Consider the following 21718-nt stretch of genomic DNA (forward strand, 5'->3'; position numbering starts at 1 on the left):
TTGTTTTGGACATGCGGGCGACATCATGGACCGGAAACGGGCGCGTCGGACGTCCCTATAAACTGAACCAGGCAGACTGGTATTTCCAAGCAACAGGGGGAATCGATGCGTCTCCGTACCGTGTCGTGGCTGGCTGTATCTGCTGTGTCCGTCTCCTTCCTGGTGGGTTGTCCCTCCAAGACCGTTCCCGAGCCCGTACCCACTCCCGACCCCTGTGTGAAGGCCGCCATCCAGTCCGAGGTCCGCGAGAAGTTCGTCGCCGCGGCCGAGGCGGTGCCGGGTGAGTACATCGTCGTCCTCAAGACGCCGCGTCCGGGTGAGAAGACGCTCGCGCCCTCCATGGCCGCCGAGAGCCTGTCGGCGCAGTACGGCGGCCGCTCCTTCCTCACGTACGAGCATGCGTTGCGCGGGTTCGCCACCCGGATGACTCCGGAGCAGGCTCGGGCGATGGCCGCCGATCCCGAGGTGGCGTACGTGGAAGAGAACGGGGTGATGCGGGCCATCTCCGAGCGTCAGCCCGACGCCACCTGGGGCATCGACCGCGTCGATCAGCGGGATCTGCCCCTGGACAACACCTACCTCTACAGCGCCAGCGGCAAGGGCGTGCACGCCTACATCATCGACACCGGCATCCGCGTCACGCACTCGGAGTTCGGCGGGCGCGCGCAGGCGGACTTCGATGCCATGACGGATGGCCGCAAGGGCATCGACTGCAATGGCCATGGCACGCATGTGGCCGCCACCGTGGGTGGCCGCATCTACGGCGTCGCCAAGAGCGTCAGCCTCCACGCGGTGCGCGTGCTCAACTGCAGTGGCTCCGGCTCGACCGCCGGGGTGATCTCCGGAGTGGATTGGGTGACCAACAACCGGCAGCTCCCCGCCGTGGCCAACATGAGCCTGGGTGGCGGCAAGAGCCAGGCGCTCGATGACGCGGTCACCAAGGCCATCGCCTCGGGAGTCACCTTCGCGGTCGCGGCGGGCAACGACAACCTGGACGCCTGCTCGTACTCGCCCGCCCGGACTCCCAACGCCATCACCGTGGGCGCCACCGATGGCGGCGACCAGCGCGCCTCCTTCTCCAACTGGGGCCGCTGCGTGGATGTCTTCGCTCCGGGCCAGCAGATCACCTCGGCGTGGATCACCGATGACAACGCCACCCACACCATCAGTGGGACGTCGATGGCCACGCCGCACGTCGTCGGGCTCGCCGCGCTCTACCTGGAGCGCAACCCCAGTGCCGCTCCCGCCAATGTGAGCACCGCGCTGGTGGACAACGCCACGCCTGGCAAGGTGGCCAACCCGGGGGCGTGCTCGCCCAACCGGTTGATGTTCTCCGGCTTCCTTGGCGATCCCTCGCTCAGGAACCGCACCGTCCAGGACTCGAAGTAGCTCGGTTCCTGGTGGGTTGGGAGGTGAGGGGCGAGCCCTTCACCTCCCGCTGCGGCTGCTCGCGTCCACCCGGTGGTGGTGGCGCCGTGCCTCGGCTCACAGGCTCCGGGGCGAGGTGGCCTTGATGGCCGCGTGCACCTTCTCGTGCAGGGCCTGCTTGCGCTGATGGAACTGCTGCTTCTGCTCCTCGGTGAGCTGGCCCCCGCTGGCCCGGAGCTGCCCGCTCATGTCGTCGCGGAGCTGCCGGGCCTCGGCGAGGAACTGATCGGCCTGCGCACGGGTGAGACGGCCGCGCTCGACGGCGCGGTTCAACCGGTGCTCCATGCGCTCGAGCTTGCGGGCCATCCTCGCCTCCCGGCGGCTGGGGTCTTTCTGGCCAGCGGGAGCGGGAGCCGCCTGTCCGTTGGCGGCGGGCTCCTGGGCGAGCACGGGAGCGGCGAACAGCAGCGAGGCAACGGCGGCGGACAGGGCGAGCTTCAGGCGCATGACAGGGTCTCCTTGCGGGTATGCCTTGGAGACCCCGGAGCCAGCGGAAGGTTAAATCCCAACTCAGGCGCGCTTGCGCCGGGCCGTCGGCTCGAAGGGTGCGGCGTCGATGCGGACCCCCACGTACGAGGGGAAGCGTGGCACGCCGTCGTTGGACAGCTCCTGGTAGCGGAAGGTGATGATGGTGCCCACGGTGGGCGGGTTCTCCCGCTCCTGGTCCGAGAGGCCGGTGCCCACGGAGAAGCGGGTACCGTCTCGCAGCTCTACCTCCAGCGCACCCAGCCGGCCCTTGTGCCTGCCAGCGCCCGCCACATGCCCCACCACGCGCGCCTCGTCGTCCTTGAAGCTCTTCACCTTCAGCAGCGTGTGCGAACGGCCCGCCTCGTAGCGCGAGCCCGGCTTGCGCAGCATCAACCCCTCGCCTCCGAGGCCCTCCACCCGTGCCAGCTCCTGGCGCAGGTGATCCACGCCCCGGCAGGGCTCGTGTTGCAGCCACTCGGCGTACGGCGGTGCCACGTCCTCCACGAACCGCTGGCAGTGCGCGAGCCGCTCCTCGAAGGGGGCGCTCAGCCCCGGCGCGTCGAAGATCACGAAGGCCAGCTCCTTCCAGCCCTCGCCCCGGTCCTGCCGGCGCACGATGCTCACCGTGCGCTGGAACTTCTTGCGTCCGCCGAACAGCTCTCCGTCCAGCGGGTAGTCCGGCAGCTTCGCGGTGAACCAGTCCGGTGCGAAGAAGGGATTGCCCTGGCGGGAGAGGAACTCCTTGCCCGTCCAATACGCGCGCACGCCGTCGAGCTTCTCGCTCATCCACCAGCCCGTCAGGTCGACATCGTTCTCCCAGGAGTGGGCCAGCAGCACTGGCGGGGCGGTGGCGGTTTCCGGCTCCGCGTCCGTGCTCGCGGCGGACTGGGGACGGACGTTGCGGGCCACCGGTCGGGCCGGAGCGCTGGCGTCCCCGGAGCCCACTCGCGCATCCTCCGCCGCATCCCCTCGGAGCTTGCGCAGGTGCTTGCAGGTACGCCGCTCGATGGCCACGGACTGGTTGCGCCAGGCCGGGCACGAGCACGAGTACACGCCCCCGGTGTTCTTCAGGATGTACGGCTTGGAGCCAGAGCCCTGCATCTCGACCTGGGCGCCGTCCGCGATGTCTGCCACGAGTCCCTCCGATTACGCGCCGCGTCTTCCACCCGGCGACGAAGGGAATCGTATCCGCTGGGTCTGACATGAGCGGAGGACCTGTCAGGAAGGTTCGGGGGCCCGACTTCCGAGGAAAGGAAGGGGTGGGGCCTACCGTCCAGGTTCCTTGTCCGCGGGCCCGGTGCTTTCGTGCCGGGGCGGCACTTCGTAGAGGTAGATGGGGGTGCGGTAGAGGTCGTCGACCACGAGGGTCCGCAGGGGCTTCCACCCGCGGAGGGCGAAGGTGTGACTGAGGATGCGCGTGCCGGGCGCGAGCTCTTCGGACAGCTTGGGCGCCAGCCGGAGCATCGCGCCCGGGAAGAGGTAGCAGACGACGGCCGAGGCCCCCGAGAAGGAGGCTCGGAAGAAGTCCTCGCGCACGAGCTGGAGGTTGGGGCGCGGGGCGAGGCGCTGGCGCAGCCGCGAGAAGGCAAGGGGAAGCGGGGACAGCTCGAAGGCCACGACCCGGGCACGAGGGCAGTGGTCCGCCAGCGCGAAGGCCAGCGTGCCCCAGCCGGAGCCCAGCTCCAGGAGGGTGCCCTCGAGCTCCGGAGGGAGCAGGGTGAGGAGCTGGCGGCGCACCTTGGCCGAGGTGGGCATGGGGGAGATGCCCGTGCGCAGTGTGTGGAAGACGATGGACAGCATCCCCGCCACGAGGAGGCCCACCAGGAGCAGGTAGAGGAGGGCGCCGGCCGTGCTCATGGCCGCGCATGCTACCCGCTCAGACGCCTTCGATCTCCATGCGGTAGCCCACGCCCCGCACCGTCTGGAGGGCGAAGCGCGAGGCGCTGTTCCACCCCAGCTTGCGCTTGAGGCTGGAGACGAAGTTGTCCACCGTGTGCGGATCCACCACCACGTCGCGGCCCCACACCGCGTCGAGGATCTCATCCCGGCGCAGCACGCGCTCGCGCTCGCGCACGAAGAAGGCGAGCAGGTCGAACTCGGTGCGGGTCAGCTCCACCGGCTTCCCCTCGGGCGTGTCCACCTTGCGCCGGTCCAGGTCCATCCGGTAGCCCGCGAAGCGCAGCACCTGCACCGGGACGCCGCCAGCCCGCCGCACCAGGGCTCCCACTCGAGCGAGCAGCTCCCGCAGGCGGTAGGGCTTGCCCAGGTAGTCCTGTGCGCCCGCCTCGAAGCCCCGCACCACGTCGTCCTCGAGCGTGCGCGCGGTCAGCATCAGCACCGGGGTCGTCAGCCCCTCCTGGCGCAGCGTCCGGCACAGCGTGTAGCCGTCCCCGTCCGGAAGCATCACGTCCAGCAGGATGAGCTGGAAGGCGCGCCGGGCCAGGTGCGCGCGGGCCTCGGCCACGGTGGTGGCCTCCTCCACGGTGTAGCCCCCCTGGTTCTCCAGGTTGTCGCGCAGCGCGAGCCGCAGGTTGAGATCGTCCTCCACGAGGAGGATGGCGGGAGATGATGAGGTCATTCAGCGCCGCTCCGGAAAGGTGAGCTCGAAGGTGGTCCCCTCGGGACTGGAGGCTGCCACGCGGAGGTCTCCCCCGTGCAGCCGCATGATGCGCCGGCACAGCGCGAGGCCGAGTCCGCTGCCCGGCACTTCGCGCCCCTGCCCGCGCAGCCGGTAGAACTCGCCGAAGATGCGCTCCCACTCGGCCTGGGGGATTCCCACGCCGTTGTCCGTGAAGCGCACCCGTCCGTCCGCGAGCGACTCCACACGCAGGCGCACCGGATTGCGAGTGTTGTAGGCGCAGGCATTGCGCGCCAGGTTGGCCAGCAGCAGCCGCATCAACTGGGGGTCCGCGAGGAACTCGCGCTCGCCCACGTCGGCGGTCAGCTCCACCGGCACCCGGGCCCACGCCTCCAGGTCGCGCCGCAGCGTGGCCACCAGCTCGTCCAGGCGCACCAGGGAGCGGTGGGGCACCCACCGGCCCTTGTCGATCCGGTTGAAGGACAGGAGGTTCTCCACGAGGAACCCCAGCCCGTCCGCCTCGTGGATGATGCGCGTGGGGTAGTCTCGTGCCTCGTTGCCCTGCGCGAGCCGCCACTCGAGCGTCTCCGCCAGCAGCCGGATGGAGGCAAGAGGCGTGCGCAGCTCGTGGGACACGGTGGCCACGAAGTCGCTCTTGAGCTCAAGGAAGCGGTACTTCCGGTGCTGGCCCAGGAAGGCGAGCGCCGCGATGGTGAGGGCCAGCCCCGCGCACAGCACCACCATGCCCGTCTTCAACCGGTAGCGCTGCTCCAGGGCCTCCTCCTCCCGCGCCCACAGGGGCGTCTCCACCTCCACGGGAAGGGCCGCCAGCGCCATCACCTCCTCGGTTCCACGCAGGCGCACGTGGCCCTCGGGCCCGAGCTGCCCCCGCTCGCGCATCTCCCGGGTGAGTGTCTCCAACAGCGCCTCGGTGGCCACCGCGACGCCCCGCGCATGGCCCTCGCCGTGGGGCTCCAAGTACCACCCGCCGGAGCGCACCAGCACGGGCCCGGAGAGCGAGCCGGGCAGGGACAGGGGCAGGGGCGCGGTAGCCAGCTCCGCGGTGCGCGCCTCGAAGTCGATCACCGGCGTTCCCGTCTTCGTAGACAGCGCCACCACGCGCTCGCGCAGGAAGTCGAAGTCGGCGCGGGTGAAGCGCGAGCGCTTGAGGAGCAGCAGCCGTTGCATCCCGTCCAGCTGGTGGCCCTGGCCGTCCTCCATCCCGTCTCGCACCAGCGACTGCATGAGGGGCGGCACCGAGTTCGCCCGCTCCGCGAGTGTCTCCAGCACCACCAGGAACGCGGGCACATCGCGCGTCGCGGCGAGCACGTACCGGGTGCGGTGCTGGAGGAGGGCCACGAGCGCCTCGGTGGCGCGCCGCCCATCTCCGCGCTCGATCGCCCGCTCCAGCGTGCGCATCAGGGCGAGCCGCTCCTTCCAGGGGCCCTCGTCCTCGTCGGGGAGCTCCCTGCCCGCGAGCAGCCGCGTGTACCGGTCGCGGGCGGGCGTGTCCTTCCCCGAGTCATACAAGGCCAGCCGTGGCAGGATCTGCTCCCCATGCTCGCGCAGGTAGAGGCCCTCGGCGGGAGCGAGTGGGTCGGTGGTGGCGAGCTCCAGCGCGGGCCGGGCCTCCTCCAGCTTCTCCCGCATGGCCTGGCCCAGGGCGACCAGGGCGTACTGCTCGAGGGCTTCGCGCCGGGAGCGGAGCGAGGCCCGGGCATCTTCGCGCTCGGTGGCGAAGATGCGCTGCAGCTGCCACAGGCCCCACCCGAGCCCGGCGAGGCCGAGCACGAGGGCGGAGAGGGTGGGCAGCAGCCTGCGGAACATGCGGGAGATCTACTTGATGGTCGGGACGCGATCGAAGTCCATGGTGCTCACCGGAGCGAGCTGCTCGAAGCGGTCCGTGCGCTTGTCGAGTGCCTGGGCCTGGCGGATGAGGGCTCCGAGCTCCTTCACGTCCTGCCGGTCGCGCAGGGGCTCGCCGATCTCCTCCCACAGCGCATGGAGCTGGGACCAGGTGAGCGGGCGGACCCAGTAGGAGCCCCGCAGCTTCTCGGCGAAGGCGGCGGCCACATAGGACAGGCGCGAGGGGGGAGCCGCCTGGCCGTACGCGGGCCGCAAGATGCTCGAAGGGAGCGCCTTCTCCACCAGCTTCGAGTCGCCCCCCTCGGGTGCCTTGTAACGGATGCGCAGGGTGGCGAAGGAGCTGGCGGGCTCGCGCAGCTTCACCTCGTAGATGGCGGTGACGGCATGGCCCGCGCCCACCTCTCCGGCATCCACGCGGTCATCGGCGAACTGCTCCTTGGCGAGCATCCGGTTCTCGTAGCCCACCAGCCGGTAACGGGCCACGGCCTTGCGGTCGAACTCGACTTGCAGCTTCACGTCCTTGGCCACCACCTGGAGGGTGCCGGTGAGGTTCTGCACGAAGATGCGGCGCGCCTCGTCCAACTGGTCCACGTACGCGTAGTTGCCCTCTCCTATCTGGGCCAGCCGCTCCATCAGCACGTCATTGTAGTTGCCCATGCCGAAGCCGACGGTGGTGAGGGTGATGCCCTTGGCGGCCTGTGCGCGCACCCGCTCAAAGATTCCGTCCGCGGAGGTGATGCCGTTGTTGGCGACGCCGTCCGAGCACAGGATGACGCGGTTGATGCCGCCCTCGAGCAGGTGCTCCGAGGCCATCGCATAGCCCAGCTCGATGCCAGCCTGGGCGTTGGTGGAGCCCTCGGAGTAGAGCGAGTCGATGGCGGCCATGAGCTTGTGCTTGTCGGCGGCGCTCGTGGGCCCGAGCACCGGGTGCGCGGTCGAGCCATAGACGGCGATGGAGACCTGGTCCCGTTCGTCGAGCTCATCCACCAGCAGCCGCAGCGCGCGCTTCACCAGCCCGAGCCGGTTCTCGATGTTCATGGAGCCGGACACGTCGATGACGAAGACGAGGTGGGCGGGCTTGCGTGCGGCACGGCTCACCTCGCGCGCCTTCAGCCCGATGTGCACCACGTGGTAGCCCTTGCGGCTGGGCGAGGGGAAGCCCTCCACGTGCACGCTGAAGGGGGACTCGGGGTCGCTCCGGTAGCCGTAGTCGAAGCTGTTGACGAACTCCTCGACGCGCACGCCCTGCTCGTCGGGCAGTGCTCCCCGCTCCAGGTAGCCGCGCGCCAGCGTGTAGGACGCGCTGTCCACGTCCACGGAGAAGGTGGAGAAGCGCTCCTCCTCGGTGTCGATGGTGGGGTTCACCCCGTAGCTCTTGAAGTACATGTCCGCGAAGGGCTGCTGGGGAAGCATCGCGGTGCGCTCGGGAGGCGGGGGCGCCGGGGGCGCACTGGAGGAGGAGGTGCCGGACGCGGTGACCTGGCCGCCCTTGCCCTTGTCCTTCGAGCGCCCGATGCTTCCGAAGAAGTCGCTGACACCCCTGCCGATGGCACCGAGGTCGATGAGCGGCGGGGCGCCTGTCACCACTATCTCCTCGTTCATGGCATCGGGCAGCAGCTCCACCTTCACACGGATGGTGCTGTCCGGGCGCAACTGGATGTCCGAGCGCGAAAATGGCCGGAAACTCTCCCTGTCGAACCGCAAGGTGTAGACGCCCGGTGGAAGCTGGGGGAAGCGGAAGTTGCCCTGGGCGTCCGTGACCACGACCTGCTCGCCCTGGAGACTGGGAGAGGTCGCGGTGACCACCACGTCCCGGAGGGGCTTTTTGGTTTCGGCGCTGATGACCATGCCGATGATGACGCTGTCGGCCAGGGCCGGCGTGGCGAGCAGCAGGAGGACACAACTGAGGACACTGGGGAGGACGTGCTTCATCGTTGGGGCTACCTCGCGCATCGGGATGAGCGCCATCATCCAGATGCGGCCTGAATCCTGCCGCATGCGAGGCTCCGCTCTTCATCATGGTTTCATCACGGGCACCCGGCTAGAGGACGCGCGAGGCCTTCCGAGCTTCGGGCTGCACGTCGGCCCGGTTGAAGCTCAGCGCTGCGCGGCGGGCAGGCGGATGGTGAAGGTGCTGCCCTTGCCGGGCTCGCTCTGCACCTCGATGCGGCCCTGGTGCTTGGAGATGATGCCGTAGCTGACGGACAGCCCCAGGCCCGTGCCCTGGCCCCGCGGCTTGGTGGTGAAGAAGGGCGTGAAGAGCTTGGAGATCGTCTCCTGCGTCATTCCCTTGCCCGTGTCGGCAACCTCGACCACCACCTCGTTGCCCTCGTGCCGCGTGCGGATGCGGATCTCCCCGCGTGTTTCGATCGCCTGGGCCGCGTTGACGAGCAGGTTGGTGAACACCTGGGAGATCTGCGTGGGGTGGCAGCTCACCGGAGGCAGCGGACCGAAGTCACGCTTCACCTCACATTTGTACTTGAGCTCGTTCCAGACGATCTTCAGCGTGGAGGCCATCTCCGTGTTCACGTCCACGAGCTGCGGCTCCCCCGAGTCCTCGCGCGCGAACGAGCGCAGGCTCTGGGCGATCTCCTTGATGCGCCGGGTGCCCACCAGGGACTCCTCGATGATCTCCGGCATGTCCCCGAGGATGTACTCCACGTCCTCGCGCTGCCACAGCTCGCGCATGCGCTCGAGCAGCTCTGCGGGAGCGCCGCCGGACTCCTCCTCCCGAGGGGTCAGCAGCTCGCGCTGGAGCTGGAGCAGCGGCGTGAGGGAGGAGACGTACTGGTCCAGCGACCCCAGGTTGCTCATCACGTAGCTGATGGGATTGTTGATCTCATGCGCGACGCCGGCGGCCATCTGCCCGAGCGAGGCCAGCTTCTCGGTCTGGATGAGCTGGGCCTGCTGCTCTTCCAGCTCGAGCGTGGCCTGCAGGAGCTTCTCGCTGCGCGTGCGCACCAGCGCCTCCAGGCTGTCGCGGTGGCGCCGCAGCTCCTCGTCCTGCTGGAGGAGCCGCTCCTCGCTCAGCTTGCGCTCGGTGATGTCGCGGATGATGGAGATGACCTCGTCCGGCCCGCACCGTGTCAGGCGCATCTCGTAGTGCCTGCGCCCCGACTGTGGCATGTCCAGCACGTACTCGAAGACCTCGAGGGTGCCCTCGCGCACGGCGCGTGCCAGGTGCATGAGCGACTTGTCGAGCACGGGCTTGGAGAGCGGCAGATCCCGCAGGTTGGTCCCGATGATCTTCTCGGCGGGGATGAGCATCTCCACGTTCTTGTTGCCGTGGAAGTCGCGGTAGGTGCCGTCGGCGCCGATGCGGAAGACGATGTCCGGGATGGCGCTCACCAGGGCCTGCAGGCGCTCTTCCCCGAGCTTCCGGGCGGTGATGTCCACGTTGGTGCCCACCATGCGCACCGGGTAGCCCTGCTCATCGCGCGTCACCACCTTGGCCCGGGTCAGCACCCACACCCACTCGCCATTCTTGTGCCGCAGGCGCTGCTCGTGCTCGACGCGCGCGAGGTTGCCCTTCAGGTGCTCGGTGACGAGCCGCTCGGCGTGGGTCGCGTCCCCGGGATGGCTCAGGTGTGCCCACGTGGCGTAGGAGGTCTCCAGCTCGCTCTCGGCGTAGCCCAGCATTTCCCACCAGCGGCGGTTCGTGACGAGCCGTCCGGTGGGCATGTCCATGTCCCACACGCCATCCTGCATGTTGTCCATCAGCAGCCGCAGACGCTCCTCGCTCGTTTCGTGGGCGTGGCGTAGCTCCTGCTCGGTCTGGCGCCGGCGCTGCTCGTTGCGCCAGCCGATCAGCAGGCTGCCGCAGACGAGGAGGAAGGGCTGGAGGAAGTCGATGAGCTCGGCCTCGTAGCCGCCGGGGCGTTGGGCCAGGCCCACCACGCCCAGGCATTCGCCTCCGGACTCCAGGGGCAGCCCCAGGAAGGTCCGCTCGGCGCCGGGGCCTCCAGACAGGACGGGTCTGCCCGTGGTGGAGACGGCACCCACGAGCGCGCGCAGATCCCGGGGCTCCGGGCCCGGCGGCTCATGCGGCACGGGGAGCTCCCACGAGGCGCTCGTCTCATCTGGCGGGAGGCTGGCGACGGGCCGGAACGAGGGCGTGCCGCCAGGGGAGGGGAGCACCTCGCCGATGACTCCGGACGCACTGCCCGTCAGCTCCAGCACCACCGCGAGCATTCGCTCGAAGGCCGCCCGTGGCTCACCGCCACGAAGGACGTCCGCCTGCACCTCGGTGAGCACCCTCAGCAACTGGTGGCTGGCCCGCAGCGTCTCCTCGGCGGACGCCTGGCCACCGGTGAGCGCACCTGACCTGTCCCGGGAGACGGGTGCTGAGCCTTGAGGGAGGGGAGGCATGGAACTGAACCTTGGTGGATGCGGAAGCAGGTCCCGGGCGCGGAAATCTAGCTGAAATCTCCTGGAGTTACATCCGTCCGGCGCCGTGACGCTCCGTGTCAGCCCAGCAGCACCATCAGCAGATGGCCGATGGCGGCGAGCACCAACGCCGCGGCCGCCGTGCTCGCGGTGATGATGAAGACGGGGTGCTTGTCCACGCTGCGAAGCGCCTCATGGAGCCCGCGCTTGATGAGGGTCCGCTGGCATTGCACATGGATGCGGCCCTCCATGACGCCCTGCAGCACCTGCATCATCTCGTCGACGGACTGGTAGCGCTGCGCCGGGTCCTTCGCGAAGCCCTTGTGGAGGAACCATGCGAGCTCAGCGGGCACGGGCGACTGGTGCGGGTTCGACGTGAGGGCGAACACCTCTGGCATCACCTTCTCCACGCCCGAGAGCACGTCGGCCAGCGACTCACGACCCTCCAGGTAGTGCCGCAGGTAGAGGAATTCGTGGAAGAGCACGCTCAGGCTGTAGGTGTCGCTGCGGACGTCCACGGCGTCGTGCTGGCCGCGGGCCTGCTCGGGCGACATGTAGAGGGGGGTGCCCACCACCGCGCCCATTTGCGTCTGAAGCGACACCGCCTCGCGCATGCTCGTCGCGGTGCTCGCCGGCGTCGCGGTGAGAGCCACGGGGTCCGGCTGACGGGGGCGACGGGCCAGGCCCCAGTCCATCACGGTGACCTCGCCGTAGGGCCCCACCATGATGTTGGCGGGCTTGAGGTCGCGGTGGATGAAGCCCTTGCGGTGCGCGTACGCCAGCGCGTTGAGCACGCCCACGAAGACCTGTACCCGGACGGGGAAGGTGAAGCGCGCGTGCGTGGCGGCGTCTCCCTGGCGGAGCTTGTCGATGATGGACTCGAGCGTGTCGCCCTGGAGGTGCTTCATCACGAAGTAGTACCGGCCGAGGTGGTCGATGCCCACGTCGTGCACCGGGACGATGTTCGGATGATCCAGCTGCCCGACGGTGCGGATCTCCTCCACGAACCGGAGCACGCGATCCAGGTCGGACGCCTCTGGCAGGCGCTTGAGGGCCACCATCCGCTCGATGTCATGGTCCTTGAGCAGGACCACTTCGCCCATGCCGCCCTGACCCAGTTGGCGGAGCTCCTCGAAGCGTTCCCGCTCGAAGGGCACCACGTTGGGACGGTCCCCGTTCCACTGGACGCGGGGGAGCACCGTGCTGCGCCGCGCGAAGGCGGCCGCCGGGGCGCTCTGTTGCGGCGAGAGCGGCGCGGGAGGGTTCTCGGGCCGCGAGGCCGGCGAGATCAGGGTGGAATCGAGGGGGGCATCCGGGACATATCGGAGCGTGTCCGTCATGGTCCGCTTGAATAACAGAACCTCTCCCGTCTCGCCCGGCTGCTTGCTTGGGGGCTGATGGCCCGCTTGCGTTCCCTCTCGAGCCAAGCCACCGGAGCCCTGTGGGCGGAGGTAGGTCCTCACCCGGGGTGACGGGGGAGGTGGTCGCGGGAGACCTCTTCGAGCAGGCGGCTGGTGGGGGCTATCGGTCCGGTGCCTGTTCAAACCCCCAGCCAGTAGAGGCTGCGTCGGGTGCGCAGCACCTGTTCCAGGAATTCTGAGAAGGAGCTGGCGATCTGCTTGCAGTAGTACGGGTCCGGCCAGGTCTCATGGATCCCGTCAATCAGCGGATACCGACCGTCTACCTGGCGGCTCACGTCCAGGACGACATAGTTGCCGTCGCGCACATAGCAGAGGGCATACATCGAGGCAGGACCCCATTCGTCGCTATCCTCACGGCGAATGGCGACCCGCGCTCTCACGATCTCTGCCAGGGGCAGGATCTCATAGGGCGAATCCGGCCATTGAAGCAGAGCAGCCCCATTGCAGTGCAGATAGAAGGCACGCAGATCCGAGTCCAGCCGCCAGCCCACTCGCCGCTCGAATTCCTCGACATCCTGGAGAGTGGCGGGAGGTTTTGGGAAGTGCTCGCGCGAGACATCTTCGAGCAGCGCGCTCATGGGCGTGGCCATTGTCAGTTGTCCGTGTAGGGCAGGTCAGGCCCCACCGCATTCCAGGGCGATTGCCCGGCGTAGCAGGCGGGGTATTGGCGGCCAAATTCATCATGAGCGAGAGGCTCTGCTGGAAAGACGTTGTTGGGATCTACCGGGGCGCCTCCATGTTTGAGGTCCCGGATATGGTGCCCCGGCCACGATCTACCCGTCTCGGATGGCCATTCTCCGAACCGCCCACTCCAGTCCAGGCGGAAACCGTCCCGGAATCCATTCCACTTCCTACGCGCGGCTTCATTCTCGGCAGCCGATAGCGTCGGGTAGTCGCAGCAGCAGTGCCAGATGCCGTAGCGACTACCAGCCTCGACGGAGACGGGCAGAACGACGAGGCGTCCCTCCCAATCGAACTTGATGTCGGCCAGCCACATGCAGCCCATGAGCCGATGGCCCTCCTGGGCGCACTCCAGCTGGCACATCCGCATGAAGTCCTGTCTGCACTGCCAGGGGCCATAGAAGAGGGTCGTCCTCATCCGTCCGCCCGGCACGTTCAACCAGGGCAGTTCCTTCTTTGTCGCAGGTCTGGCCCCGGGAACTGGAGTGGGTTTCGTTCCAAGGGCTCCACCCGCTTCATTGATGGAGCCGCACCCGGCGAGGAGCAGCACCACCACGACCGTCCAGCCTGAGTTCATGGGATTCCTCCCGGCCAGGGGGGCGGGGGCCCGGGCCCTTCAGAATCCCGTGAGCGTCAGGGAGCGGCCCGCCTCGAAGCGGGGCTCTTTCTGTAACTGCTCCAAAACCCCGAAGGTGCAGTGGAGCGTTACCATGGGGATGCTGCCTGGCGCGCTCACCCACCTCACCGCCTCCATCAGTTGGTGGGACCGGAGGTAGCTCAGCACGGTGTCGTGGAAGTGTTCTCCCTCGGCGCATGCCGCCGCGTACGCAACCGACCGATCTCGCTGGGGCGCGGCTCGATAGTGGGCGGCAGGCTCTTCCCGGGGCATCACGATGGTCTCAATCCACATGGGGGAGCCTCCGGTCTCGAGAGCCGAGAAAAAACGCTCATTAGATTATCGCAAGTGACACGTTTCGGGTTGCGTCATTTCATTATTTTCCACTGCGGACGTGTGGGACGGCCTGTGAGGATGTGTCCCGCGTGGGTTGGGTTGGGTTACCTGGTTCCTTCGGATTGTTGAGTGAAGACCAGATGCGTCCGGCCTCCGGTGAGTCGGCCTTTCCATGCACGACGGCCAGGACGCGGCCGTGCTCGTCGAGCGCGATGGCGTAGGGGTCCTTGCCGGAACTGAAGTCCAGTGTCTCGGCCATGTCGCCGTTGCGGTCGAGCAGGGTGTCGTCCCAGTACTGCTGCGGCACCTGGGGCTTCGCGTGGTTGCGCGCCGTGGCGGCGCTCACGAAGAACGGCAGGTGGAGGGAGATGATGGACTCGCGCTGAGCGCTCGCGGGGGCGTGGGTGTCGGCGGCGTCGAACCAGGCCCGCATCTCGTCACCCGAGTTCTTGTCGGTGATGGCGACGAGCAGCGTGCGCTTTCCCGTGAACTCCTGGCTCGAGTGCTCGTGCCCCAGGAGATCCTGCGCCGTGAAGGAGGGGAGGGGCTTGCCCACCTCCGGTCCGTCCGCCGCCCACGCGGGGAGCGCGAGGGTGCTGGTCACGAGCAGGACCTTCCACCAATGAGTCGCTTGTCGATGCTGTGGCATGGGGCTCCTCCTTCACCCCATAGATGTCGTGCTCCCGGGGTTGTACCGCAGGGGACCGGAGCCTCGAGGAGCGCTGGCCGCCGGGCACCCGGGCGGGCGGGCACCCGTCAGATGTCCTGGGCGACGGGGAAGCGGAGCGTGAAGGTGCTGCCCTGGCCGAACTGGCTCTGCACCTCGATGCGGCCGTTGTGGCGCGACATGATGCCGTAGCTGATGGACAGGCCCAGCCCCGTGCCCTTGCCTGGAGGCTTGGTGGTGAAGAACGGCGTGAAGATCCGGGCGAGGACTTCCTTCGTCATCCCATGTCCCGAGTCGGAGATCCGCACCAGCACCTCGTTGCCCTCGTGCTGCGTGGCGACCTGGATGGTCCCTCGCTCCGGAATGGCCTGCACGGCGTTGAGCAGCAGGTGGGTGAAGACCTGGTTGAGCTGGGCGGGACGGCCGAGGATGGGCGGCACCGGCCCGTAGTCGCACTTCACCTCGGTCCTGTACTTGAGCTGGTTCCACACCACCTTCAGGGTGGTGGCCAGCTCCTTGTTCACGTCGACCAGCTCCGGCAGTCCGGAGTCCTCGCGCACGAAGGCCTTCAGGCTTCGCACGATGTCCGCCACGCGGTGGGCGCCCTCGCGCGAGTCGTGGAGCAGCTCGTTCACATCGCCGAGCAGGTAATCGAGGTCCTCCTGCTCCTGGAGGGCCTGGATGCGCGCGAGCAGCTCGGCCTCGGGCCCCTGGAGCCCCGGGCCCACGCGCTCCGCGAGCTCGCGATAGAGCTTCAGCAGCTCGCTGAAGACGGAGGTGTACTGGGTGAGCGTGGCCAGGTTGCTGGTGATGTAGCCCAGCGGGTTGTTGATCTCATGGGCGATACCGGCCACGAGCTGTCCCAGCGAGGCCATCCGCTCGGAGTGGAGCAGCTGGGCCTGGCGCTCCTCGAGGGCCACGGTGGTCTGGAGCAGCTCCGCGGTGCCGCTGTGCACCAGCTTCTCCAGGTGGTCGCGGTTGCGCTGGAGCTCCTCCTCCTGTTGGCGCAGCAGCTCCTCGGTGATTCGCTGCTTCTGCTGGCGGTGCCATCCCAGGATGATGCTGGTGCAGGTGGTGAGGAAGGGCTGCAGGAACCCGGCGAGCTCGGGGCCGTAGCCGTCGGGGCGGTTGGCGATGCCCACCATGCCCAACAGCTGGCCCTCGGACTTGAAGGGGAGGCCGAGGAATGCCCGCAGGGGCGGATGTCCCCGGGGCGTAGGCTCGTTGAGGAGCAGGGGCTCGCCCGTGGAGAGCACGGTGCCGCAGAGCTCCCGCAGCTCGTCCGTCCAGGCTGCGTGGGTGATGACGTGGGTGCTCAGGGAGGGCTTGCCGCCCGGTTCGCGGTGCACCTCGCCGATGAAGCCGTACTCGCTCTCCGTCAGCTCGAGCAGCGCGGTGAGCAGCTTGTCGAACAGGTGGTGCGCGTCGCTGCCCCGGAAGAAGTCGAGCTGGGCCTCGGTGAGTGCCTGGAGCAGGCGGTTGCTGATCTCCAACGCCCGCTCCGCCGCGAGTGCTCGCGAGCGGGTTCGACCCTGGGCGGTGTCGGATCGGCGACCCGAGGCGGCTTTACTCATCGTCTCCCCATGCTAACCCGCCCCGGAGGGCATCTTGGGCTCATCATCGGTCCACCCTGCGGGATGTCCAAGCTCGCATGCTCGGAACCTGGGCGGCCGATCCTACACCTGGCGTGCTTTCCACCGTCCACGGCGGAACACCCACGCTCCCATCACCGCCAACACCGAGAAGGCGATGGCAATGGCCGTGAAGGCGCCGCCAGGCCCCAGTCCGAGCGGCCCAGTGAGAAGCCAGGCCAGCGGGAGCTCCAATCCCCAGAAGCAGGCCAGGTTGAGCAGCGTCGGAGTGTAGGTATCACCCGCTCCGTTGAGTGCCTGGGTGAGCACCATGCCGTAGGCGTAGAAGATGAAGCCGGCGCTCACGATGCGCAGACAGCGCACCGCGTTGGAGACCACGTCCGGCTCCTGCGTGAAGGTGGTGATGAGCGGCTGCGCGAAGAGGATGAAGACCAGCCCCACTGCGCCGAGGAACACCATGTTGTAGAAGCCAGCGCGCCAGACGGCCTGCTCGGCCCGCTCGGGCTTGCGGGCGCCCAGGTTCTGCCCCACCAGCGTGGCCGCGGCGTTGCTCATCCCCCACGAGGGCAGCAGGGCGAACAGGATGATGCGCATGCCGATGGTGTAGCCCGCCACCGCGGCGCTGCCGGCCGCCGCCACGATGCGCACCAGCACCGTCCAGCTCGCGGTGCCGATGAGCGTCTGGAAGATGGCGCTGCCCGACAGCCGCAGCATGACGAGCATGGTGGCCGGCTCGAACCGCAGGTGTTCGCGGCGGACGGTCACCCGGCTGGTGCCTCGGAAGAGCCGGAAGAGCTGGTAGCCGACGCCCACCCCACGTCCGATCGTGGTCGCCACGGCCGCGCCCACCACGCCGAGCTCCGGAAAGGGCCCGAGGCCCAGCACCAGGCACGGACACAGGAGGATGTTGAGCGAGTTGGCGATCCACAGCACGCGCATCGCCACGGCGGCGTCTCCCGCGCCGCGGAAGATGGCATTGATGAGGAAGAGCAACAGGATGATGACGTTGCCGCCGAGGAGGATCTGCGTGTAGCGGTACCCATGCTCGACGACCCAGGACGAGCCGCCCAGCAGGGAGAGCAGGGGCCTGGCGAGCAGCACACCGCCTACCGCGATGGGCAGCGAGACGAGCACGCCCAAGCCAAGGGCCTGCACCGCCACGCGCGCCGCCGCGTCCGGAGCCTTCTCCCCCGTGCGCCGGGCGATCAGCGCCATCGCCCCGATGCTCAGCCCCATCGCCAGCGCGTACAGCAAGGACAGCAGGGACTCGGTGAGCCCCACGGTGGCGATGGCCTCGGCGCCCAGCCGGGACACGAAGAACACGTCCACGACGGCGAAGATGGACTCCATCACCATCTCGAGGACCATGGGGACGGCCAGCAGCAGGATGGCTCGTCCCACTGGAGCCTCGGTGAAGTCCTGCTCCGAGCCTCGGAGGGCCTCCTTGAGGGATGCCCAGAGGCTCGGGGCCGGACCGTCGGGTGCGTTCATGGGCCCCACATACCCGGGTCAGAAGACGAGCGTCCACCCAGGATTGCGGACCTGCGCTCGCGCGTACGCCACACCGTGGATCTTCAATCCGTGGTCGTCCAGCAGGGTGATGAGTCCCCCCTGGTTGGACAGCTCCAGGGGTTTCTCGACCTGCACGAGCCGGGTGGCTCCCGGGGCGATCTCCCCGGTGAGCGGCTGCTTGTGCTTCTGCCGATCCGCCAGCGCCCAGCCGTCCAGGGTCACGGACTCGGGCGAGGTGTTGAGCAGGGTGACGGTCTCCTGCTCGGGCGTGTGCGTGTCGTTGACGAGCGCGGCGACGATGCGCACGACGCCATCGGGATGGGTGGGGCCCGGCGTGGGCATGGGCATCCGCGGGCCGGGAGCGGGGGGCTGGGGAGCGGGTGGGGTGGGAACCGCCGGAAGGGCGCGTCCTGTCCGATCGTCCGTGTGCCAGGTCTGGGACTGGAACTTGAGGAAGATGCCCACCCACTGATTCGTCGAGGCGAAGTGGATGAGCACCCCTCCGTCCTGCCAGGTCCCGTCCTGGTCCGCGAAGGACCGATCGTTGCCCTGGTTCATGTGGATGTCATGGATGCCCTGGCCGGGGGTGAAGCCGAAGTACTTGTCCTTCGCCTTCTCCGGACCCCAGGGTTCGCCAAAGGCGTAGACGAGGGCCTCCTCGTCCGACATGGCGCGCTGGAGGTAGTGGTCCAGCTTCTCGTTCAGGTCGTTGTCCGGTCCGGGCACATTGGGGGGCAGCTTCGTCATGCCCTCGCGGTCGAAGAGGTTGCCGCGGATGAAGTCGAGCGCGAGCCCGCCGGGGCGGCTCGGGAGCGGAGTGAATCCGAGCGGTAGCTCACTCAGTCCCTCGAGGATGGGATGCATGAAGTGCTCATCGACGAGGAACTCCAGATCCGACGGGGGCAGCTTCGAGCTGACGTTGATGGCGATCCGGTAGTCCGCCGACTTATCGACGAGGCGCACCTGATAGTGGGGGCTGGGGCCCGAGCCCAGCCGGCGTGCGACGGCCGAGCCCTTCAAGACCCCATATTTCTTCAGCGGCATGCGGTGACCCTCCTACCAGGAGGGGGAGGCCGCTGGATGTGGATGTGACGGAGCGCGGTCAGGCGCCGAGCAACGGGAAGAAGTGCCCGATGGGGCCATTGCCCCGGCCCACGGCGAGCGGGTGCTCGAGCGCCCGGGTGACGTACTCCTTGCCCATCCGGGTGGCCTCGAGCAGCGAGTGCCCCAGGGCCAGGTTGGCGGCGATGGCCGCGGACAGGGTGCACCCGGTGCCGTGCGTATTGCGCGTCTCCACCGAGGCCAGGTGCAGGGTCTCCAGGCGCTCGCCGTCGAACCAGACATCGGTGCCGCGCAGGCCTCCGGGCATGGCGCCACCCTTCACGAGCACCACCTTGGGTCCCTGCTGGTGGATGCGGCGCGCGGCCTCCTGCATGTCCTCCAGCGTCCGGAGCTCCAGGCCCGCGAGCAGCTGGGCCTCGTGCCGGTTGGGGGTGACGATCGTGGCCAGCGGCAGGAGGTGCTCCCGCAGCGCCGCCACGGCCTCGTCGTCGATGAGCCGCGCGCCCGCTCGCGACACCATGACCGGATCCACGACGAGCGGGGTGATGCCGAGCGCCTTCACCCGTTCGGCCACCGCGGAGATGATCTCCCGGTTGACGAGCATGCCCGTCTTCGCGGCGCCGATGCCGATGTCCGTGGCCACCGCGTCGATCTGGGCCGCCACCGACTCGGGGGGCAGGACGTCCACCCGGGTGACGCCGAGGGTGTTCTGGGCCGTGATCGCCGTCAGCGCACTGGTCCCGTGCACGCGGTGGAACGCGAAGGTGCGCAGGTCCGCCTGGATGCCCGCGCCTCCCCCACTGTCCGAGCCCGCGATCGTGAGCGCGGTCGCTACCTTCCTGTACTCCATCTTCGTCCTGTCCTTCCGTGTAGAGGTTCAACATACGCCCCCCGGCGCGGATGCCAACCCGCTTCGGCCCGCCCCTCCTCAGGATGCTCGCCTCGGTGCTGTACCGGCTCCTGGGTTGAGCCCGGCGGAAATCCCCACGCAACTCCGGAGCGGCTTTTGCGATAATGGATTTCGGACCTCCCACCCGTGGGGGAGGTGTCCCCTTGGAGGCTCCATGTCCAGCATCAACGGTCTGACCGGTCCCCGCGTGCCCACCGCGACCCCGTCCTCGGCGCAGGCGACCCCGAGCACGAGCTTCCTCTCGCGCGTGCAGGCGGCCGCCAGCGGCGTGTCGACCCTGCCGAAGCAGGCGAATGCCCCCGCCGTCTCCGGCCGCGACATCATCTCGAAGGCCATCGAGACCGCCAAGGGTTCCGCGTCCAACGCTGCGGCGACGGATGAGCAGACCCAGCAGCGGCAGGCCCTCCAGGAGATGTCGCGCGCCTTCGTGATGGGGACCGTCCAGTCCATCTTCGGGGCCGTCGGCCAGTCGGGTTCCTCCCTGCCCAAGGCGGAGGACTGGGGGTAGGCGCGCCTCCCCCTTGAGTCCGGGCATGACGTGGTAGACCTCCTGGGTCCGCCATGCGTGCTCTCTGCCTCGTCCTCCTGTTGCTCTCGCCGGCCGTGCTCGCCGCCGGGGGCACCACCCTCAAGGTCCGCTGCGTCGAGACCTGCACCGTCCTGATCGAGGGCAGGCCCGGCCGCCGCCTGCACGACTCCCCGTGGAACTGGGAGTTCAAGGACGTCCCTCCCGGCAAGCGGCGTGTCGAGGTGAAGGGCATTCTCGGCCGCCCTCTGGCCGCCAGCTACCTCGACATTCCGGATGTGCCCGAGGCGAGCCTCTATGTCGACTCGAAGGGGCGCCTGACGGTCTCCCCGTCGGCGTCCTCAGCGGCAGCCGACGCGGGCATCCGGCCGGCACCTTCTGAGGCGCAGACGAAGGAAGACGCCTCCATCCTCCACGTCCGCTGCCAGAAGCCCTGCACCGTGACGGTGGAGCATGTCCGCAGGCCCTCGGGCGATTCCAGGACAGCCATCGTCCACGGCTTGAAGCCGGGCACCTACCGTGTCGAGGTGGACTTCGTGCTGGGCGGAACTCGACGCGGCTCCGTGGAAGTCCCTCCCGCCAGCGAAGTGTTCGTCTACGCCACCGACGCGGGGCTCCAGGTCACCAACACGCGGCCGCTCGCGAAGTAGCCCCATCCGGTATGGACGCGCATCCCCTCGGCAACCAGGAGCTCGGAGAAGTGCTCGCTGTGGCACTGGTGGGGGGCCAGGGCGCGCGCATCCGGTGACGGCAGGTGTCATGCTACGCTGCCTGACCCGGGAGGTAGCGCGCATGCAACAAGCGGGAGGGGCCGTCTGGCGAGGACTTCGTGGCGAGCGCGCGAGACGACTTGTTAGACGGCGTGACGGTGCGCGGCGGCCTCTCTGGTTGATCGTGGTGTGCCTGGCCGTGGTGCTGTTCCAGGTGGGCTGCGCCACGAGCGCGTCATCGGGGAGCAACCAGGAGGCGCTACTCCTATCAGCAGATGATGACCCATGGCGCGAAGGGCGCACCGCCTTCGCAAGGGTCGTCCCCGTATCTGACAACGGAGCGGATGCTGGAGAGCGTCCCGTCCCGGCGGAAGCACCGGCGGGGGCGTGGGGGCCGGAAGGTGGCACCCACGACGAGGAAGCCAGGGAGCGGGCGAGGCAGGTGGAGGAGGCGAGAGCGCGGGCGCTGGTGCTGGCGGCGCGGCGGGAGGGGCGTGGGCCGGAGGCGGACGAAGCGGCACGCAAGTCCGAGACGGACAGGGCTGTGGCGCGGGTGGTGGGCCTGTGCAGCGGGGTGGAGGAAGTGGGGGCGGCGCTGGTCTTCTCCTTCTGGGCGGAGGGGGGCGCGCTGACGCAGGTGGGCTACCGGGAAGAGCGCGGCGGCGGGCGCGCGGGGCGGCCGGTGGAATCGGAGGGGCTGGCGCGAGTGCTGCGCCACGTCTTCACCGAGTACGTGGGCCAGCGGACGGGGGAGGTGGTGCTGAGGCTGCGGCGCGAGGAGACGCGCTGGGCGGTGGACTACGACGCCACGCACCAGGGAGCCCGCCCTCGCGAGGCCAGGACACTCCCGGTGCGCGCACAAGGTACCCCGGCCAACACCTTCCTCGCCCTCCACGAGGTGGCCAGGAAGTTGTTGAGCGCCGTGCAGGTACCCGCTGGCGGCGCGGCGAGAGTGGAGC

General features: G+C 68.7%; 20 protein-coding genes. 4 read left to right on the plus strand and 16 right to left on the minus strand.

Going from position 1 to position 21718, the window contains the following annotated elements:
• The first annotated feature begins 105 nt into the window (after positions 1-105).
• A complete protein-coding gene (locus tag DAT35_RS41680) occupies positions 106-1389 on the plus strand; it encodes a S8 family peptidase (RefSeq protein WP_108074865.1) in 1284 nt (427 codons plus the stop codon).
• Between the two features lie 96 nt (positions 1390-1485).
• Here the strand turns inward: DAT35_RS41680 and DAT35_RS41685 are convergent, their stop codons facing one another.
• The 16 genes from DAT35_RS41685 to thiD form a co-directional block, all read right to left on the minus strand.
• On the minus strand, positions 1486-1875 hold the full coding sequence (locus DAT35_RS41685) for a hypothetical protein (protein WP_108074866.1): 390 nt from the start codon (positions 1873-1875) through the stop codon (positions 1486-1488).
• A 63-nt stretch (positions 1876-1938) separates the two neighbouring features.
• Positions 1939-3030 (minus strand): DNA ligase, encoded by a 1092-nt coding sequence (locus DAT35_RS41690; protein WP_199243159.1) that lies wholly within the window; start codon positions 3028-3030, stop codon positions 1939-1941.
• 132 nt (positions 3031-3162) lie between these two features.
• Positions 3163-3753, minus strand: a complete 591-nt coding sequence (locus tag DAT35_RS41695; protein WP_108074867.1) for a trans-aconitate 2-methyltransferase — start codon at positions 3751-3753, stop codon at positions 3163-3165.
• A 19-nt stretch (positions 3754-3772) separates the two neighbouring features.
• Complete coding sequence (locus DAT35_RS41700) at positions 3773-4474, minus strand: response regulator transcription factor (protein WP_108074868.1); 702 nt, start codon at positions 4472-4474, stop codon at positions 3773-3775.
• Positions 4475-6301, minus strand: coding sequence for a HAMP domain-containing sensor histidine kinase (locus DAT35_RS41705; RefSeq protein ID WP_108074869.1), 1827 nt, complete (start codon positions 6299-6301; stop codon positions 4475-4477).
• A 9-nt stretch (positions 6302-6310) separates the two neighbouring features.
• A complete protein-coding gene (locus DAT35_RS41710; RefSeq protein WP_369946321.1) occupies positions 6311-8338 on the minus strand; it encodes a von Willebrand factor type A domain-containing protein in 2028 nt (675 codons plus the stop codon).
• 99 nt (positions 8339-8437) lie between these two features.
• Positions 8438-10708, minus strand: a complete 2271-nt coding sequence (locus tag DAT35_RS41715; RefSeq protein ID WP_108074870.1) for an ATP-binding protein — start codon at positions 10706-10708, stop codon at positions 8438-8440.
• Between the two features lie 98 nt (positions 10709-10806).
• Positions 10807-12066, minus strand: a complete 1260-nt coding sequence (locus DAT35_RS41720) for a serine/threonine-protein kinase (protein WP_108074871.1) — start codon at positions 12064-12066, stop codon at positions 10807-10809.
• A gap of 200 nt (positions 12067-12266) precedes the next feature.
• Positions 12267-12737 carry an SMI1/KNR4 family protein gene (locus tag DAT35_RS41725; RefSeq protein WP_108074872.1) on the minus strand — a complete coding sequence of 157 codons (471 nt, stop codon included), beginning with the start codon at positions 12735-12737 and terminating at the stop codon, positions 12267-12269.
• A gap of 2 nt (positions 12738-12739) precedes the next feature.
• Positions 12740-13405 (minus strand): hypothetical protein, encoded by a 666-nt coding sequence (locus DAT35_RS41730; RefSeq protein WP_108074873.1) that lies wholly within the window; start codon positions 13403-13405, stop codon positions 12740-12742.
• 39 nt (positions 13406-13444) lie between these two features.
• Positions 13445-13738, minus strand: coding sequence for a hypothetical protein (locus DAT35_RS41735; protein ID WP_108074874.1), 294 nt, complete (start codon positions 13736-13738; stop codon positions 13445-13447).
• A gap of 82 nt (positions 13739-13820) precedes the next feature.
• Entirely contained in the window at positions 13821-14429 is a 609-nt protein-coding gene (locus tag DAT35_RS41740; RefSeq protein WP_146210098.1) for a hypothetical protein, read from the minus strand.
• Between the two features lie 107 nt (positions 14430-14536).
• Positions 14537-16021 (minus strand): ATP-binding protein, encoded by a 1485-nt coding sequence (locus DAT35_RS41745; protein WP_108074876.1) that lies wholly within the window; start codon positions 16019-16021, stop codon positions 14537-14539.
• Between the two features lie 102 nt (positions 16022-16123).
• Complete coding sequence (locus DAT35_RS41750; RefSeq protein WP_108074877.1) at positions 16124-17530, minus strand: MATE family efflux transporter; 1407 nt, start codon at positions 17528-17530, stop codon at positions 16124-16126.
• An 18-nt stretch (positions 17531-17548) separates the two neighbouring features.
• Positions 17549-18595, minus strand: coding sequence for a DUF2278 family protein (locus DAT35_RS41755; RefSeq protein ID WP_108074878.1), 1047 nt, complete (start codon positions 18593-18595; stop codon positions 17549-17551).
• Between the two features lie 58 nt (positions 18596-18653).
• Positions 18654-19463, minus strand: coding sequence for a bifunctional hydroxymethylpyrimidine kinase/phosphomethylpyrimidine kinase (gene thiD / locus DAT35_RS41760; RefSeq protein WP_108074879.1), 810 nt, complete (start codon positions 19461-19463; stop codon positions 18654-18656).
• 214 nt (positions 19464-19677) lie between these two features.
• On the opposite strand from thiD, the gene DAT35_RS41765 reads away from it, so the two are divergent.
• From DAT35_RS41765 to DAT35_RS41775, 3 genes are all read left to right on the plus strand, one after another.
• Entirely contained in the window at positions 19678-20031 is a 354-nt protein-coding gene (locus tag DAT35_RS41765; protein ID WP_108074880.1) for a hypothetical protein, read from the plus strand.
• Between the two features lie 53 nt (positions 20032-20084).
• Positions 20085-20699, plus strand: a complete 615-nt coding sequence (locus tag DAT35_RS41770; protein WP_108074881.1) for a hypothetical protein — start codon at positions 20085-20087, stop codon at positions 20697-20699.
• 238 nt (positions 20700-20937) lie between these two features.
• Positions 20938-21718, plus strand: a 781-nt coding sequence (locus DAT35_RS41775; RefSeq protein WP_146210099.1) for a hypothetical protein, incomplete at its 3' end; no start/stop codon positions are given.

The sequence above is a fragment of the Vitiosangium sp. GDMCC 1.1324 genome (assembly GCF_003044305.1).
Lineage (GTDB): Bacteria > Myxococcota > Myxococcia > Myxococcales > Myxococcaceae > Archangium.